This is a genomic window from Synergistaceae bacterium, assembly GCA_017450125.1.
Lineage (GTDB): Bacteria > Synergistota > Synergistia > Synergistales > Aminobacteriaceae > JAFUXM01.
Map to the genome: position 1 here is coordinate 90,172 of JAFSWZ010000025.1, position 15,429 is coordinate 105,600.

The following is a 15,429-nucleotide window of genomic DNA, read 5'->3' on the forward strand; positions in this document are numbered from 1 at the left end:
ACGATGGCGAAGAAGAAAGCACAGAGCATAACGGTTGACGACATCATCAAGCTCGGCCCGAAGAAGATTATCGCGCTGGTACTCGCGGCAATAGCGATCTACTTCTTCGGAATGCCCGAACAGCAGGACGACTCCGGCTTCATCGTGGGGACAGTTGCACGCGTTGTTGACGGGGACACAGCGGTGATTATGGTTGACGGTGCGGAAAGGCGCGTGAGGTTCTTGGGCGTGGACACTCCCGAGACAGTTCACCCCAACAAGCCCGTACAGTTCTACGGGAAAGAAGCAAGCGACTTCACCAAGAGTACGCTGACGGGAAAGCGCGTGTGGCTAGAGTACGACAAATCCCCTCAGGACAGGTACAGCAGACACCTCGCCTACATCTGGACGGCAAAGCCAAAGGCCATCAACGACGAGACCATGAGGCGCGACATGTTCAACGCGAGGTTACTGCTCGGGGGTTACGGAAAAGTTCTCATCATCAAGCCGAATAACCGTTACGCAAAACAGTTCGGGGAGTTCGAGGCAGAGGCAAGAAACGCCCGACGCGGCTTGTGGGGGGAATAAGGCGGAGGGGAGAAAGCCTCTCCCCTTTGCGCTTAATTGATGGTGATGCCGGAAAGTCTGTCCAGCCCTTCCTGAGCCGTCCGTACAAATTCGCTGTTATGCTCGCGCTTGGCCTGTTCAAGAGCGTCCTGAAGCCATTTTTGTGCTTCTTGGTGAAGCGCATAATCCCGAGAACCTTTCTTTACGCTAGCAACTCCGCTGTTCTGAAGCGCGTTGCATATCATGATACCAAGATTTGCCTTCGCGTCCAGCAGTCCGCTCCTTGCTGCTTCACGGTACAGTGATGCCGCCTTCCTGATGTCGTGCTTTACTCCCAAGCCCTTGTCGTACATGTAGGCCATATTGTTGGCGGCTGAGGCCTTCGCGTCCCTGTCTTCTTCCTGCTGCCATGCTTTGGCATACCACAAGAACGCACGCGCGTAATCCTGTCCGACTCCTCTGCCGTGCTGGTACATCTGCCCGATGTTGACCTGTGCGCTGGCCGTTCCCTGCTCTGCCGCCTTAAGATACCACCCGAATGCTTTTGACGCGTTCAGCGGGACACCAAGACCGTTGTCGTACATGTAGCCCAGATTGTTGTACGCGCTGATGTTGCCCTGCTCTGCCGCCTCATTCAGCCACTTTAACGCCTGCCGGAAATCCCTTCGGTTCATGTAGTACACTCCCAGATTGTTTTGTGCCGCCGGGTGGCCGTTTTCTGCGAGGCTCTTCACTTCCTCAAGGTCTGACATCTGCACGCCAGCATTAAGAGATTTGCCCAAATCACTGTGTGCTCCTGCGTCAGAATGCTTCTGCATGATCGTTTCCATCGAGAAAGTTTTACGGCTTATCAGCCTCTTGGCTTCAGACCGGGAAATTGCTTCTGCTTTCTTGCTGTCGAGCTCAGGAAGTATCTTTGCATCTCCTCCGTCTTTAAGGAAATTCGCTGTGCTGTAGTCCTTCTGCACACCATTAACCTCAACAACAGCCAGGTCGACGCGCCTTCTTCCTGAGGTGCTGCCATCTGCGTCGATATTTTCGCCGTATTCCCTGTAAACGATGTACAAATCTCCCTTGCGTACTCCTGAAGTACTGCCGCGATTTATGCGGATATCCTTGCCCTTCACAACTGACACTGCGGGGTATTCGCCGGTCAGCTTTTCGCGGACTTTGTCGCCGAGCTTTATGCTTTCGGCACGCAATGACTGCGCGTTGGGCGAACTGCAAGTTCCCGACACGGTGAAGGGAATTTTCGCGGTCTCAACGTCAACAGCCCTGACGCTGATAATAATATCCTTGTCGCGTTTGACCGAGCCGAGCAGAATATACCTGCACCCCTCGCGCCTGCCGAAATCCGATACCGCTTCAGCCTCTGATTCACTGCTGACAGCGTTATTGCTTCTTATGCGGTTAAGAAGGGTTATCGTGCCTGAGCCTGACAGAGTTTTTGTGAAGGAGTCTGTTATGATGTCAGCTTCCTTCAGAAATTCGGACGGGCTTGAAAACTGAAGGATTCCCAGCTTGATTTTCTCAGCGGCTTCAGCTCCTGACGACAGAACAAGGATTGCCGCACAACACACTAACAACTTCCTGAACATGTATATTCTCCTTTCTCAGTTGATGCCCAGAGCCTTAAGGTTATTTCTTGCCCCGTCTCCCCTGATGCCCGGAGTTTCTGCCGCCTTGCGGAAAAGCTCTATAGCCATCCTGAAATTCTGCGGGACACCCAGCCCTTCAGCATACATTCTGCCAAGCATGGTCTGCCCCTGAGCATCGCCTCTGTCTGCCGCGTAACGGAAGAGATCCAGAGCCTTAGCGTAATTCTGTGTTACTCCTTTGCCCTCGAGGTACATTATCCCCATGCTCACATAAGAATCAATGTCGCCCTGTCCTGCCGCTTGCGAGAACAGCTCCAGAGCCTTCGCGTAGTCTTTATCCGCTCCCCAGCCCTCATAGTACATCTGACCCAGACAGCCCTGCGACTCTGCGTGGCCTTTCGCCGCACCCTGCCCGAAAAACTTCAAGGCCTCATCGTAATTCTGCTCAACTCCCCATCCGGCTAAATACATGTAGCCTAACGTGCACAGAGCATCGCCCACTCCCTGTTCTGCCGCAATCTTGAGGAGCTTCACGGAATCATCAGCGTTCTTCTGCGACACCTCTATACCCTGCTCATACAAGCTAACCAGCAAATCACACAAATTGTTCAAGGCGTTGATGTTGCTCTGATATGCGGACATCTGGAACATTCCCATTGCAAGACTGAAAAAGCTGGAGGCCGTCTTGTCATAACGCTGTTCATTGCTCTGGATTCGCGCTTGGGTATCGTGTTTGATGCCTATTTTCACCGCATCAAGTTTTCTGTACGCACTATCTAGGGAATTTTCCCGCTTGCGCTTCATGACCGCCCAGCCAAGTTCCTCAAAAGCCGTGCCGACTTCATTGCGCATCTTTGCGTCCTTACTCTCAAGAGCTTCCTTCATCCTTTTACCTGTGATGTCCTGAGAGACTTTAACTGCCCGCCAGAAAGCCTGTTCATCATCAAGAGGGGTATCCAGCCTTTTTACTGCCGCCGCTGAAGGGTCTTTCACGGTCTTTTCGCCGGGACGTTTCTTCGCAAACTTCCTGCGCCTGACCAAGTCCTCCGCTTCCTTCTTCGAGACAGCCTCAACCTTGTCAGTCCTCCTGAGCAACGCAATAGCCCCTCCGTTCTTGACCAGTTCCGCAGTGCTGAACCCTGAACGTACATCCTTCACACGGATCACTGCTAGGTTCACAGAGCTGCGCTTCGTCCCGAGATATACGCGGTACAGGTCTCCGGCTCTCACGCCAGAACTGCTCCCGCGATTGATTATCACTTCGCTGGCGAGTATCTCTGTTACGACTGCACGCTCTCCGGCAAGAACCTCAAGAACTCTGTCCGCCATTCTGGAGCTCGCCGCAGTCATTGAAGAGCTGCTCCCGATGTCAGGAATCTCCGTGTCAGAGTAGACTATCTCCGAAGTCTCCACTTCAACAAGCCGCGCCGTAATGACCGGCTCACTCTCGAAGGCAAGCGAACTCAGCAGAACATACTGACATCCCGTAATGTTGCCTATTTTCGCCGCCCTGTCCCCAAGCTGTGAAGCATTAATCTTCTGTTCGCTGATTACCAGCTCCAGCTCTTCACGCTCAACGACCGACAAAGCCGATGACTTTGCAAGCGTGCCGATGAGATTGCCGACAATAATTTCTGCTTCCTGTGCCAGATTCTGGTCATCTGTGGTGTTCAGGACTGCAATACGTATCTTGGAGGCCGCCCCGGCACATGACGAACAGAGCAAAACGATTGCCAGTGCCAAAAGGCAGAAGTGCATACGGGGAGTGTATCTTCTCATGAAAACAGCCGCCCTTCATAGTGTGGTGATATTGTGAATTGGATTGCGGATGATTATAGCTGAAAAAAATATATGTGCGCATAAAATTTTTTCACGGCCTTAAAGTTGCTGTGTTATACTCTGATTTTGCAGAAACTCTCAGACTTATTGATTACACAGGAGGAAAAATTATCATGCTGGGTTATGGTCTAGACCCTACTATCCTTGTACTTATACCAGCTTTGTTATTGTCAGGCTGGGCACAATCAAAGGTATCATCAACATTCAACCAGTACAGCAGGATTCCCGCGCGCGGAAACGTTACGGCGGACAGCGTCGCACGGATGCTCCTGACGCTCTACGGGATGGCCTCGATGCCCATCAACAGGGTAGCAGGCTCGCTCACCGACCACTATGACCCCCGCAACAAGACCCTGAACCTCTCAGAGAGCGTCTACGGCTCGAACAGCATTGCGTCTATCGGCGTGGCTGCGCACGAGGTCGGGCACGCGATACAGCATCACGAGTCTTACTCACCGTTAATCTTCAGGAACTCAATCGTACCCGTCGTGAACATCTGCTCCAGCGCGTCAATGCCTCTCTTCGTTATCGGACTGCTGATGGCTAATTCACTGCTCAGAAACTTGGGGATAATGCTTTTCGCGGGAGCAATCGTGTTCCACCTCGTAACACTGCCTGTCGAGATTAACGCCAGCTCCAGAGCACTAAAGCTCCTCGAGCAGACGCACACGCTCTCTTCCGACGAACTTTCAGGCGCAAAGAAGGTGCTGACTGCGGCGGCGTGGACGTACATTGCGGCGGCGTTGATGTCGGTGCTTCAGCTCGTGAGGCTGATACTTATCAGTCGGAGCAGGAGGCGTTAGGCAGTTGCGGGGAATAGAAGCAGCCCTGAAAGTCCTGACATCGGACATAAGCACGGGAGCTTTTGCCTCAGAGGCTCTGCGGAAACTTGCGGGGCGCGAGAACATGAAAGCTCCTGACATTTCGCTTGCTTCGTCGCTGATCTACATTGTGATGAGGCGAAAAGAACTCTGGGAGAAGATAGCCGGAAAGTTCCTCAGAGCAGAAGAGAACCTGCCCCCTCAAGTCTACATGAGCATCATAATGGGAACAGGCGGACTGCTGGAACTCCGCCGCTTCTCTGAGGGAGTGCTGATCAACGGAATAATAGAGCAGCTGAAGCACAGGGAAGAGCTCAGCAGGTATGCATCCCTCGTGAATGCTGTCTTGCGCAAGGTCAATGAGGCCGGAAGCTCATTGCTCGAGGAAGTCGCTAAGTCCCCGTCCCTCGAGGACAAAGCTATATACTCCGGGATTCCTGTATGGTCTCTGCCCGCGTGGCTGAAGACGTGGAGCAGACCGGAACTCGGAGACATCTTCGCCCTGATGCTTCAGCCGTCGTACGCGTCCTTGAGGGTAACGCCCGGCAAGCTCGACGAGCTAACCAAGATGCTCGACGCTAAGGACATTCGCTGGACGCAGTCGGACATCTCTGCGGCGATCCGTCTCGGCGGAAGTATCCTGCCGTCGAACGTTCCGGGTTTCGCGGAGGGGCTGTGCACTGTGCAGTCAGAGAGCTCGATACTCACTGCTTCGCTCGCCGGAAGGTTCTACGAGGGCGGCAAAGTGCTCGACATGTGCTCAGGGCGCGGCGTGAAGGCCTGCCAGATTCTGCAGGAATGCCCGGGCTCGGAGATAGAGTGCTGGGACATCTCGGAAGCACGCCTGAAGAGCGCGGAGGGTGAGTTCGCTCGTCTTGGCCTGACTGAACGCGCAAAGTTCCGGGCGGGCGATGCCGTAACCCTCGAGCCGGAAGACACACCGTCATTCGTTGTGCTTGACGCTCCGTGCTCGTGTTCGGGAACATGGACGCGGAAGCCGGAGTCAAAATGGCGGCTCGACTGGGCAAAGCTCGACGGCCTTGCTGGTATTCAGGTGAAGCTGCTTGAACACGCTGTAACTCTCTGCAAGACGGGAGGCTACATACTCTACATAACATGTTCACTGCTGAAACAGGAGAACGAAAACGTTGTTGCAGGAGTTCTCGCGAACCATCAGGAATGTGCGGACGTTTCCGGGTTAATCGGCTGGAAGGGAAGCATGTTCAGGAAGGGCAAGCCTTATGGTGCGTACATATGGCCGCGCAATTCGTGGCTTGACGGTTTTTACTGCGCACTTATTCTGAGGAGGGAATGAATGGCGAAATTCCGCAGTGTGATAGAGAAAGAACAGCAGGACGCATTCTGGGACATCTGCGAGTCCGGGACTGTTCAGGAAGTCCGCGAGGCGATAGACGCGGGGATAAATGTGAATTACGTGTACGAGTACAGCAGCACCGCACTGATGGGAGCAGCACACAGCAACACGCCCGACGTGATAAAGCTGCTCGTTGATGCCGGAGCAGACCTCAGCGCGCGCGAACAGGACGGCAATACTGCGCTGGGCTGGGCGGCAGTCTCGAACACTCCCGAAGCCGTGAAGGTGCTGATAGATGCCGGAGCGAGCCCCAACATTGCGCGGGACGACGGAATCACTCCCCTTATGACCGCCGCGAAGAAGAACACTCCCGCAGTCATCAGGGCACTTCTTGCGGGCGGAGCTAACCCCAACTTACAGGACACAAACGGAATGACCGCCCTGATGTATGCCGCGATGAACAACCCTGACCCCGATGTGCTTGATGTGCTCATCGAGGGAGGAGCAGAGGACGCGCGGGACAAGAAGGGACGTACAGCCTTGATGTTCGCCGCGCAGTGGAACACGCCGGAGGTTGTCGGCGCGCTGCTCGAGGCAGGAGCTGACTTCAACGCTGGCGACCACGAGGGCAAGACAGCTTTGACGTACATGAAGGCCAACAGCAGGCTTCAGGATAAAGAGGTCGTCAGGCAGCTTATCAGGAGAGCGAGGGGGGCATAGAGTTGCGCAGGAGACCAGGAGGATTCGGGATAATTTTTCTGATGATTGCGCTGATAATCTTTGCATCTGGAGCAATCGTCGTCTACGTTGTGTTCATGAAGCCGGAGAAGATTTCTACTGTGCCTGCACTCACGGGAAAATCAGTCGTCGAAGCTGTCTCTGAGGCTGAGAGGCTGGAACTCGTCGTGCAGGTCGAGCGCGTTGCCTCAACAATGCCTGAAGGCCGCGTACTCGCGCAGTCCCCCTCAGCAGGAACGGAGCTCCGCAAGGGCAAAGTCATCGTGCTTCAGGTTGCTGGCGGCGGAGAACTTCACCCCGTGCCGGACGTGTCGGGAAAGACGCTTGCTGATGCGCAGTCGGAGATTCGCTCGCAGGGCTTCGGGCTGGGTGATGTCGTGAGAATCCGCGAGGCTGGTGTTCAGGCCGGGACGGTCATAGCACAGAGTCCCGCTGCACCGGCGAACATTGCGGCGGGGAGAAAGATAGACCTCCTCGTTCAGGACGCGGGAGACGCTAGCGGCAACGTTACGATTCCCGACGTGAACAGAATGACCGAGTCTGAGGCGCGCAACGTTCTGACGGCCAGCGGACTCAGCGTTAGTTCGGTGAACAGGGTGTACAGTCCTCTTCTGCCGGAAGGGCTCGCGATTGAGACACAGCCCGCCGCAGGGACAGCAATAAAGTCCGGGCAGGGAGTCATCCTCAAGCTCGCTACGCAGAGACGGCCTGCCGGTTACATGGACGGCGAGTCAGGAAGGCGCGTAACCAGCAATCAGGAGGCACAGCAGACAGAGCAGGCTCCGGCCAAGCCAGCGCAGACCACTACGCCCGCGAAGGCTCAGACACCGGCGGAAGCTATCCGCCAGTCGACGCAGGCAGCACAGACCACGCAGACAACGACCCCCGCACCGGCCAAGCCAGCGCAGACACCCGCACCGGCTCAGACGACGACTCCCGCACCGTCGGGAGGCAGCAAGACCGCACGGATACGCTACATTGTTCCGCCAATCTCGCGGCCGATGAACCTCCGAGTTGAGATTACTGACCCGAACGGCAAGCGCGATGTCCTCAACCGCCAGGTACGGAGCGGAGAAGCCATCAACACGACAGCAAGATACACCAGCGAATGTCTCATCACGTACTATCTCGGCGGAGAATTTGTCTGGCAGGAAAGGCAGAACTAACCATGCTCATAGCACCTTCACTTTTGGGGGCTGACCCGCTCGATATTGCCGGAGCAGTAGATTCGCTTCAGGGAAATTACGACTGGCTTCACCTCGACATAATGGACGGGCACTTCGTCAGGAATTTGTCCTTCGGCCCGGAGTTCGCACGCTCGCTGAGAAAACGTTATCCTGATGCGTTCATTGACACTCACCTGATGATTGACAGGCTCGAGACGATTCTTCCCCTCTTCATGACTTCCGGCAGCTCATCAATCACGATACACGCAGAGACAGAACCGCACCTCCTACACGCCTCGCTGAGCATGATAAAGAGTGCAGGCCTCAAGGCAGGGGTTGCCCTCTGTCCTCCCACGCAGACGAGCAGCATCAAGGCCGTACTTGAACTCGCTGACCTCGTGCTCGTGATGTCGGTAACGCCGGGCTTCGGTGGGCAGACGTTCATTGACGGGATGCTCGATAAGGTGAGAGAACTGGTGAGCCTCAGAGAAGTTCACGGCTATAATTACCTGATAGAGATTGACGGAGGGATAAACGGAGAGACCATACACAAGGCAGTGAATGCCGGGTGTGATGTGATAGTGATGGGAAGCGCAGTATTTGCACAGAAAGAGCCGGGAAAATGGCTCTCTGACATAAAGGAGGCAGTACGGAATTTTGACAGAACGTGATGACATCCTCAAGGAACTTGGCCAGAAGCTGACGGAGAAGCGGGAAGCCGCAGGCCTTACGCTGGAGTCAGTCTTTGACCGCACAAAGATACGTCCCGAGTACCTTCGCGGGCTCGAGGAGGGGAACTACGAGGGTTTCCCTGAGACAGTGTACATCAAGGGCTTCTTGAGGACATACCTTAATCTTGTAGGCTGGGACAAAGAGTTTTACGAGGAGTTTGCCGCCTGCCTTGACAGCACAGAAGCATCACCTCCACGCAAGCAGTCTTCAGGCTCACGCAAGGGCATGAAGAACATTCTCGGCAACGGATCATCAATGCCCAAAGGCTTCAAGCCGGCATCGCACTTCTGGCTGTTTCTCGCGCTGGTAGCGGCATTAATCGGCACGGGGTCTTATGTGTGGTACGCGGTAACCTACGGCGGCCTTGACCTCAAGAACCTGAAGCCGTTCAGCTTCACGGGAGCTGGCGGTCCTCTTGCGTCGAACACCTCATCAGACAGCGCGTCAGCTGAGATCATGGACGAGGCAGTGAGCGTCGCGGTCTCTGACGATGTTTCGGAGGACGAAGAGCCTGAGGAGGAAGTTCCGCCGTCCCTCGAGATTCGTGCGGTCAATGACGTGTGGCTCAGCGTGGCTTTCGGGAACGCACAGCCGGTGTTCAGGAGGACGCTGAGGCGCGGCGAGTCAATGCGCTGGGATCTGACACAGCCCGCAAGAGTAGTGTTCGGCCGTCCGAGTGCTGCACAGGTCATCCACAACGGCACGGATTTGGGGATAGTGAACCCTTCGGCCAAGAAGTCAGAGACTTACATCTACAACCTTGACGGAACGAACCGCAGAGCCGGAAGGAATTAGGAGGCAGAAGATGGCAGAAGCAGCAGCAGCAAAACCCTGGTGGCGCGAGACAATAGAGACGATAATCTGGGCATTCGTGCTTGCAATGATTATCAGGACGTTCATCGTGCAGGCCTTCTGGATTCCTAGCGGCTCGATGATTCCGACGCTCGAAATCGGCGACAGGGTTCTTGTGGCCAAGTTCTGGAACTGGTTTTTTGAGCCGTCGAGGGGGTCTCTGTACGTGTTCAGGTATCCGATGGACAGGGACAGGGACTTCGTGAAGAGGGTGATTGCAGTGCCGGGTGATGTTGTGGACATCCGGGACGGAGTGGTCTTCATCAACGGACAGCCGACCGACGAACCCTACGTCAAGAACCACGACAGGTACACTCTGAGGGAGAGCAGTATCTTTCCGCAGGTGCCGTTCACTGTGCCGGAAGGAAAATACTTCATGCTTGGCGACAACAGAGGCAACTCTCAGGACAGCAGGTTCTGGGGCTTCGCGTCAATCGACGACATGAGAGGCCCTGTGTTCTGCAGGTACTGGCCGCTTGATAGGATAGGCATCCCCAAATGAGAACAGTCTGGTATCCCGGCCACATGGCGAGGGGTACGCGAAAACTTAATGAATTAGCCAGCAAACTTGATGTTATTGTTGAGGTCAGGGACTCACGCGCTCCGGCCTCAACTTCTTCACCGTTAATCAAAGCACTCGCAAAGATAAGGCCCGTCATTCACGTACTCTCCCGAAAAGACCTCGCAGACCAAGAAAAACTGTCCCTGTGGCTCGAGAAGCTGAGGCACACTTACGCCGCAGATCTCCGAACGCGCGAAGGCCTCTCTGCGGTCAAGCGTGCACTCCTCCGCTTCAAGCCCTCTCACCGTGAAGTGAGGCTCGCAGTCGTCGGCATCCCCAACGTCGGCAAGTCATTGCTGTTAAATTCGCTCATCGGGAAATCAAATGCAGGAGTCGGAAACATTCCCGGCATCACAAAGTCCGTGAGCTGGTACAGGAATGACGGAATGCTTATCGTTGACTCGCCGGGCATCCTTGACCCTCACGCAGAAAGCGGAGCTCACCTGATTCTGTCGTGGCTGGGCTGTGCGAAGGCTGAAGTTGTCGGAGGCTGGGAGAACGCGGCACTGTCGCTGATACGTTTCCTCGAGGCTAGGGGAATGCATCACCTTGTGCCTATCGAACACATAGACGACGAACCTGCGGCACTTACGCTCGAGCGCATAGGCAAGAAGTACGGGTGCCTGATTTCCGGCGGAAGGGTCAACGCTGAACTCGCGGGGCAGAAGTTTATCGAGGCTTTCGGCTCTGGGAGGCTAGGTGCGGTGTGCCTTGAGCTTCCTGATGAAGAGAGGGCAATAGATTTCAGAGATGAGGCAGATGCAATTGTTTGACGACGTTATTCTAGTACCGCGCGCAGACCAGAAGGAAGCAGCCGCGCTGATGAAGAAGCTCCGCAAACGAGGGCCGGTTTTCGGGACGGACGAAGCGGGAAGAGGAGCACTCGCCGGGCCGCTGATTGCCGCGTCAGTGTACCTCACACCCGAGCAGGAGAAGGCATTAATAGCGCACAAGCTCCGCGACTCGAAGAAGATGACTCCGAAGGCCAGAGAACGTCTCTTTGAGGAGATGAACGAGATGGGCGTTCAGTGGTGCGCACACTCGGCGACGGTCAGGAGGATTGAGCGCGGCAATATCCTTGTGGCCTCGCTGTGGGCAATGGGCAAGAGCGCAGAAGAACTCGCCGCGAAGACCGGCCAAGCTCCCGTGTGCGTAGTTGTTGACGGCACGGAGAGAATCCCCAAGCTCGCCTATCCGCAGTGGACGCTGATAATGGCGGACAATCTTGTGCCTGTGGTCTCTGCCGCGTCGGTAATCGCAAAAGTTCTGAGAGACAGGCTGATGATTGAGATGTCGCCGAAATATCCAGCGTACGACTTTGCGCGCAACAAGGGCTACCCTACTCCTCAGCACATGGACGCAGTCTTGAAGTCAGGAATGTCAGAGGTGCACAGGCCTTCGTTCTGCAGGTTCATATTCAAAAACGGAGGGACAACACTTGCCGCCGATTAACGTAAACGTAGAGAGCGGGTACAACCAGGCACAGCAGAACATCTCGGCGAACGCACGTCAGGGCCAGATCTCGACAGGGCCGCAGATTCAGCCGCCCTCCTCTATTGCCGCCCGCTTGGCCGGAATCCGCACGGGCATGGTCGTTGAAGGAAGCGTGCTGTCGCAGAACTCCGACGGAACATACCTCGTGCGTGTCGACGTGAACGGTGTTGCTCAGGAGCTCAGGGCACGTGCTACGCTGTCGCTGATTCCGGGCGAACACTTCCGGGCAGTGTGGGACGCGTCGGGTCATGACGGAGTGCCGGTGCTGAGGCTGTCGCAGGGTGAGCTGTCGTTCTTGTCGCAGATTCCCGCGCGGGACAGGGAGCTCGCGACTGCGCTGCTGTCGAGGGGGCTTCCGCTGTCGAGCGAAGTCCTCAACGCCATTAAGGACGCGTGGCGGAAGTCCGGCTCTGACCCGTCGGAGCTGTCGTCGTTCATTGAGCTGTGGGCACGCGATGTCCCGATGACGCAGGAGAACGCCTCCCTTCTCTCGCAGTACGCGGCGATGAACGGCACTGAGGCTACGGAGATGTGGAACAGAATCCGCCGTGAGCTCCGCGAGAAGAGCAAGGGCAATGACCCCGTGAAAGTCCTCCGTAAGATGAAGGAAGGCAGCGACGACATCGCGAAATTCCTGCAGGCACAATCTATCCTCATGAAGTCCCCGCGCAACGAAGTCAATCCCGCTCTCTTGGCCGCACCTTTCTGGCCTCTCGCCGACAATGCCTCGCAGAACCTGACCGCGAAAATCTACGTCGGACGTTCAGCGGAAGAGGAAGGGCAGAAGTATTGGCAGGTAGGTTTCGGGATTACGGGCTCAGTGCTCGGTGAAGTGGGCGGGCTCGTCGAGAGCGACGGCAAAAGCTGCAACCTCACGCTTAACGCCGAGAAGCCGGAGACGTGCAGAATCCTCGAGCGCAAACGTCGTGAACTGCGCAGAGAGCTTGAGGGCGGGGCACTGCCTGTGAGCTTCATCGGAATCTCTCAGAGAGCACCAGAGACTGAACGCGACGTGCTTCTTGCGGGCAGAGGGCTCGACATTACGGTGTGAACGATGGCAGACAACAGACCAGACAAGGCCGTAGCCGTAAAGTACGACAGCAAGAAGATGGCCGCACCGACAGTCGTTGCGAAGGGCGAGGGCTTCCTTGCACGCAAGATCGTCGAGCGCGCAATAGAAGCTGATGTTCCCATCGTGGAGGATGCCGCGCTGGTGTCCGCGCTGATTTCGCTCGAGCTCGGCGAGGAGATTCCCGCAGAACTCTACGAGGTCGTGGCGAGGGTGCTTGCGTGGGTGTACAGGCTCGACAAGGAAGCACAGCAATGACGCACGCTCAGGAGCTCGGACGTTACGCGGAGGACAGGGCGGCGGAGTACCTCGCGTCCATAGGCTGGCGGGTTGTTGCCCGCAACGTCAGGAACAGCTGCGGAGAGCTCGACATCATTGCCCTTGACCCGAAAGCCCGGGAGCTCGTGATTGTCGAGGTCAGGGCACGTACGCTAGGGCTGACGCAGAGCCCGCTGGAGTCCGTAGGTTCACGCAAGCTCAGGACGCTGCTCAAGGCATCGAGGCTGTACGTTGAGGAGATTAACTGGACGGGGTTCTGGAGGATTGACGTTGTCGGAATAACAATAAAAGCTCCCGGTGATTGGGAGCTCGAACACGTCAAAGACATAACCGCAGGGATGAACGTATCATGCTAGGGCATAACCTGGAACGTCCGCGCAATTGCCCTGTCCATAACTTTCTGGCGGTCGCGCTTGGAGATTTTCGCCAGAGCGGCATTGATGCCCTCAAGCAGCTTGTTATCATCCTTGCGTACTGCCGCGCATATTCCGCTGAACTCCAGCTTGAAGCCCTCTCCCTCAGGAAACGCTATAACCTTCAGGTTTCTGTGCTTGCGCTGGTATGACTGTCCCGTGTCGAGGTTTATCACCGTCCCGTCAACTTGGTTGTTGATGACCATGTTCAGCATCTGCGTAACCGTCTCGACCGGCGGCATGTGTATTACTCCCTCTATCTGGTCTATAACGTCGTCAAGGTGAGTACCCCTCTGCGCCACAAGTCTTGCACCCGCGAAATCCGCCAGCTTCTCGGCGTTCCAGTAACTGCTCTTGTTGTTCACGACGATCGTGTATTCCGTCTTCGTGATGTCGTAAACGTCAGAGAAAGCAGACTTCTTCCTGCGTTCGGGAGAGTCCAGCATCCCGGAGAAAATCGCGTCGATTTCGCCCCTGTTCAGTGCGTCCTGCAGGTCATTCCACGCAATTTTCCTCACCTCCAGCTTCATGTGAAGCTCATCGGCAACCAGCTTCGCGATCTGCAGGTCATAGCCTTCCGCGTAATGTCCCGGCTCGTTCACTATGGGGAAGTTGGTCTTGGTCTGAGCGTTCTCCTCCCAGTTGTTAGGGGCATAGTCGCACTCAACGCCTATACGCAGAACCTTGCCGCTGTCCATATTGCGGGTGAAGTACACTCCTGCCGCTATCAACAGTAAAAGCAACAAGTATTTCTTCATTGCGTCGTCCCTCCTCGATATGAAAATTGTCCGAATATTATACAGGTTTCACAGCGACAGCCGGCAGATTTTTACGAACACATCTACAGCTTCGCGAAGAATCTTGTCGTTGAAGTCGTAGCTTTCTGTGTGGATAGGAGGGTAATTCTCTCCGTTGCCGACGTAGAAGATTGCGCCGGGAATCTGCTTCATGTACCAGCCGAAGTCTTCAGAGGCACGGATAGCTTCGGGCATCTCTATGACCTTGAGGCCGAGAGATTCAGCCGCCAGCCTGACTTTCACCACGCATTCAGAATCGCTCACTGTCTCGGGGAAGTAGTCCTGAGACGAGAAGGAGACTTCTACGCCGTGATTTAATGCTACGCTTGCGGCCAAGCGTCTGGTGTCCGCGTCAAAGGCCTTCATGTCAGCTTCACGTTCAGCCCTGAGGGTCAGTGATAGTTCGCCGTCGCCGGGAGAGATGCCGAAGTTCTTTTCGCCGACCTTGACGTTGACGATGGTGCAGAGAACTTTCCGGCCGTCGTAGCGTTCGTAGAGCTCGCGGATGCCCATGATGAACCTTCCGACAACAAAAGAGGGGTTGCGTCCCCTCTCGGGTTCGCTGGCGTGTGAGGCTTTGCCCGTAAAGTGAACGGTCAAGCCCTGCGATGCGCACTGGCACAAACCGCTGCGAACAACTATGCTGCCTTCTGGGAAGCCGCTCCAGTTGTGGAAGGCGTAGATCTCGCTGATGTTGCGTTCGCGGAGGAAGGAGGCGCATTCTTGGCCGCCCTGCCCGGTCTCTTCTGCGTGCTGGAAGATCAGGTACACCGAGCGCGTAGGGTTCATAGCGTCGAGTTCGAGGGCAAGCCCGCAGAGAGCGGCGCAGTGTCCGTCGTGCCCGCACTTGTGGGAGACACCGGGAGTTCGTGAGGCGTAGGGCAGGGAAATCCCCTCGTCAATGGGGAGAGCGTCCATGTCAGCACGAAAGGCGATCGCGCTCGTACTTTCGACGTAACGTGAGGCGTAGAACCATTTTCCGCAGTCGACGACGGCAAGGCGTGTGTTGTGTTCTATGAAGTCCATCAGCCTGCGCTTTGTGGCTGATTCTTGGCCGGAAAGTTCCGGGTACATGTGCAATTCATGGCGCAGAGCAATAATCTTCTGCAAATTCTCATTGTTCAAAGTATCATTCACCTCATTTAGTGCTATTATCTAACATCAATGCTGGGTAGCAGTGTTAAATGTTCGGCAGGCCTTCACATTTA

General features: G+C 55.6%; 17 protein-coding genes. 13 read left to right on the forward strand and 4 right to left on the reverse strand.

What is annotated here, in order from left to right; all coding sequences use genetic code 11:
• Positions 1-3: 3 nt before the first annotated feature.
• Positions 4-567 (forward strand): thermonuclease family protein, encoded by a 564-nt coding sequence (locus IJT02_05300; GenBank protein MBQ7544344.1) that lies wholly within the window; start codon positions 4-6, stop codon positions 565-567.
• Positions 568-599: 32 nt separating this feature from the next.
• Here IJT02_05300 and IJT02_05305 read toward each other — a convergent pair whose 3' ends face one another.
• Entirely contained in the window at positions 600-2,144 is a 1,545-nt protein-coding gene (locus IJT02_05305; protein ID MBQ7544345.1) for an SEL1-like repeat protein, read from the reverse strand.
• A 15-nt stretch (positions 2,145-2,159) separates the two neighbouring features.
• Positions 2,160-3,887: an SEL1-like repeat protein gene (locus IJT02_05310; GenBank protein MBQ7544346.1), complete on the reverse strand. Its 1,728-nt coding sequence runs from the start codon at positions 3,885-3,887 to the stop codon at positions 2,160-2,162.
• A 209-nt stretch (positions 3,888-4,096) separates the two neighbouring features.
• Here IJT02_05310 and IJT02_05315 point away from each other — a divergent pair, with 209 nt between their 5' ends.
• Genes IJT02_05315 through IJT02_05370 form a run of 12 tightly spaced genes read left to right on the forward strand, consistent with a single transcriptional unit; the run spans position 4,097 to position 13,367 of the window.
• Positions 4,097-4,786, forward strand: a complete 690-nt coding sequence (locus IJT02_05315; protein MBQ7544347.1) for a zinc metallopeptidase — start codon at positions 4,097-4,099, stop codon at positions 4,784-4,786.
• Between the two features lie 4 nt (positions 4,787-4,790).
• Positions 4,791-6,119: an RsmB/NOP family class I SAM-dependent RNA methyltransferase gene (locus IJT02_05320; protein MBQ7544348.1), complete on the forward strand. Its 1,329-nt coding sequence runs from the start codon at positions 4,791-4,793 to the stop codon at positions 6,117-6,119.
• The gene (locus IJT02_05325) at positions 6,120-6,839 is read left to right on the forward strand and encodes an ankyrin repeat domain-containing protein (GenBank protein MBQ7544349.1); all 720 of its coding nucleotides are present in this window, start codon (positions 6,120-6,122) and stop codon (positions 6,837-6,839) included. It abuts the gene before it with no gap.
• A gap of 2 nt (positions 6,840-6,841) precedes the next feature.
• Positions 6,842-8,023, forward strand: coding sequence for a PASTA domain-containing protein (locus IJT02_05330; protein MBQ7544350.1), 1,182 nt, complete (start codon positions 6,842-6,844; stop codon positions 8,021-8,023).
• On the forward strand, positions 8,002-8,694 hold the full coding sequence (gene rpe / locus IJT02_05335; GenBank protein ID MBQ7544351.1) for a ribulose-phosphate 3-epimerase: 693 nt from the start codon (positions 8,002-8,004) through the stop codon (positions 8,692-8,694). Before IJT02_05330 ends, rpe begins: the two co-directional genes overlap by 22 nt.
• Positions 8,681-9,550: a DUF4115 domain-containing protein gene (locus IJT02_05340; GenBank protein MBQ7544352.1), complete on the forward strand. Its 870-nt coding sequence runs from the start codon at positions 8,681-8,683 to the stop codon at positions 9,548-9,550. Before rpe ends, IJT02_05340 begins: the two co-directional genes overlap by 14 nt.
• Before the next feature lie 10 nt (positions 9,551-9,560).
• On the forward strand, positions 9,561-10,109 hold the full coding sequence (gene lepB / locus IJT02_05345; GenBank protein MBQ7544353.1) for a signal peptidase I: 549 nt from the start codon (positions 9,561-9,563) through the stop codon (positions 10,107-10,109).
• 23 nt (positions 10,110-10,132) lie between these two features.
• Entirely contained in the window at positions 10,133-10,942 is an 810-nt protein-coding gene (locus IJT02_05350) for a 50S ribosome-binding GTPase (protein MBQ7544354.1), read from the forward strand.
• Between the two features lie 49 nt (positions 10,943-10,991).
• Positions 10,992-11,621 carry a ribonuclease HII gene (locus IJT02_05355; protein ID MBQ7544355.1) on the forward strand — a complete coding sequence of 210 codons (630 nt, stop codon included), beginning with the start codon at positions 10,992-10,994 and terminating at the stop codon, positions 11,619-11,621.
• A complete protein-coding gene (locus IJT02_05360; GenBank protein ID MBQ7544356.1) occupies positions 11,608-12,714 on the forward strand; it encodes a hypothetical protein in 1,107 nt (368 codons plus the stop codon). The genes IJT02_05355 and IJT02_05360 overlap by 14 nt, the downstream gene beginning before the upstream one ends.
• Before the next feature lie 3 nt (positions 12,715-12,717).
• Positions 12,718-12,990 (forward strand): EscU/YscU/HrcU family type III secretion system export apparatus switch protein, encoded by a 273-nt coding sequence (locus tag IJT02_05365; GenBank protein ID MBQ7544357.1) that lies wholly within the window; start codon positions 12,718-12,720, stop codon positions 12,988-12,990.
• Positions 12,987-13,367 (forward strand): YraN family protein, encoded by a 381-nt coding sequence (locus IJT02_05370; protein MBQ7544358.1) that lies wholly within the window; start codon positions 12,987-12,989, stop codon positions 13,365-13,367. Before IJT02_05365 ends, IJT02_05370 begins: the two co-directional genes overlap by 4 nt.
• Here the strand turns inward: IJT02_05370 and IJT02_05375 are convergent.
• On the reverse strand, positions 13,364-14,182 hold the full coding sequence (locus tag IJT02_05375) for a transporter substrate-binding domain-containing protein (protein MBQ7544359.1): 819 nt from the start codon (positions 14,180-14,182) through the stop codon (positions 13,364-13,366). The two genes, IJT02_05370 and IJT02_05375, sit on opposite strands and share 4 nt — an antisense overlap.
• 48 nt (positions 14,183-14,230) lie before the next feature.
• Positions 14,231-15,346, reverse strand: coding sequence for an amidohydrolase (locus IJT02_05380; GenBank protein MBQ7544360.1), 1,116 nt, complete (start codon positions 15,344-15,346; stop codon positions 14,231-14,233).
• Positions 15,347-15,429 lie beyond the last annotated feature (83 nt).

What these genes read in the sequence shown, in the direction of transcription:
- IJT02_05300 (MBQ7544344.1), top strand. Translation starts at nt 4, where the DNA reads ATGGCGAAGAAGAAAGCACAGAGCATAACGGTTGACGACATCATCAAG.
- IJT02_05305 (MBQ7544345.1), bottom strand. Translation starts at nt 2,144, where the DNA reads ATGTTCAGGAAGTTGTTAGTGTGTTGTGCGGCAATCCTTGTTCTGTCG.
- IJT02_05315 (MBQ7544347.1), top strand. Translation starts at nt 4,097, where the DNA reads ATGCTGGGTTATGGTCTAGACCCTACTATCCTTGTACTTATACCAGCT.
- IJT02_05325 (MBQ7544349.1), top strand. Translation starts at nt 6,120, where the DNA reads ATGGCGAAATTCCGCAGTGTGATAGAGAAAGAACAGCAGGACGCATTC.
- lepB (MBQ7544353.1), top strand. Translation starts at nt 9,561, where the DNA reads ATGGCAGAAGCAGCAGCAGCAAAACCCTGGTGGCGCGAGACAATAGAG.
- IJT02_05350 (MBQ7544354.1), top strand. Translation starts at nt 10,133, where the DNA reads ATGGCGAGGGGTACGCGAAAACTTAATGAATTAGCCAGCAAACTTGAT.
- IJT02_05355 (MBQ7544355.1), top strand. Translation starts at nt 10,992, where the DNA reads ATGAAGAAGCTCCGCAAACGAGGGCCGGTTTTCGGGACGGACGAAGCG.
- IJT02_05365 (MBQ7544357.1), top strand. Translation starts at nt 12,718, where the DNA reads ATGGCAGACAACAGACCAGACAAGGCCGTAGCCGTAAAGTACGACAGC.
- IJT02_05370 (MBQ7544358.1), top strand. Translation starts at nt 12,987, where the DNA reads ATGACGCACGCTCAGGAGCTCGGACGTTACGCGGAGGACAGGGCGGCG.
- IJT02_05375 (MBQ7544359.1), bottom strand. Translation starts at nt 14,182, where the DNA reads ATGAAGAAATACTTGTTGCTTTTACTGTTGATAGCGGCAGGAGTGTAC.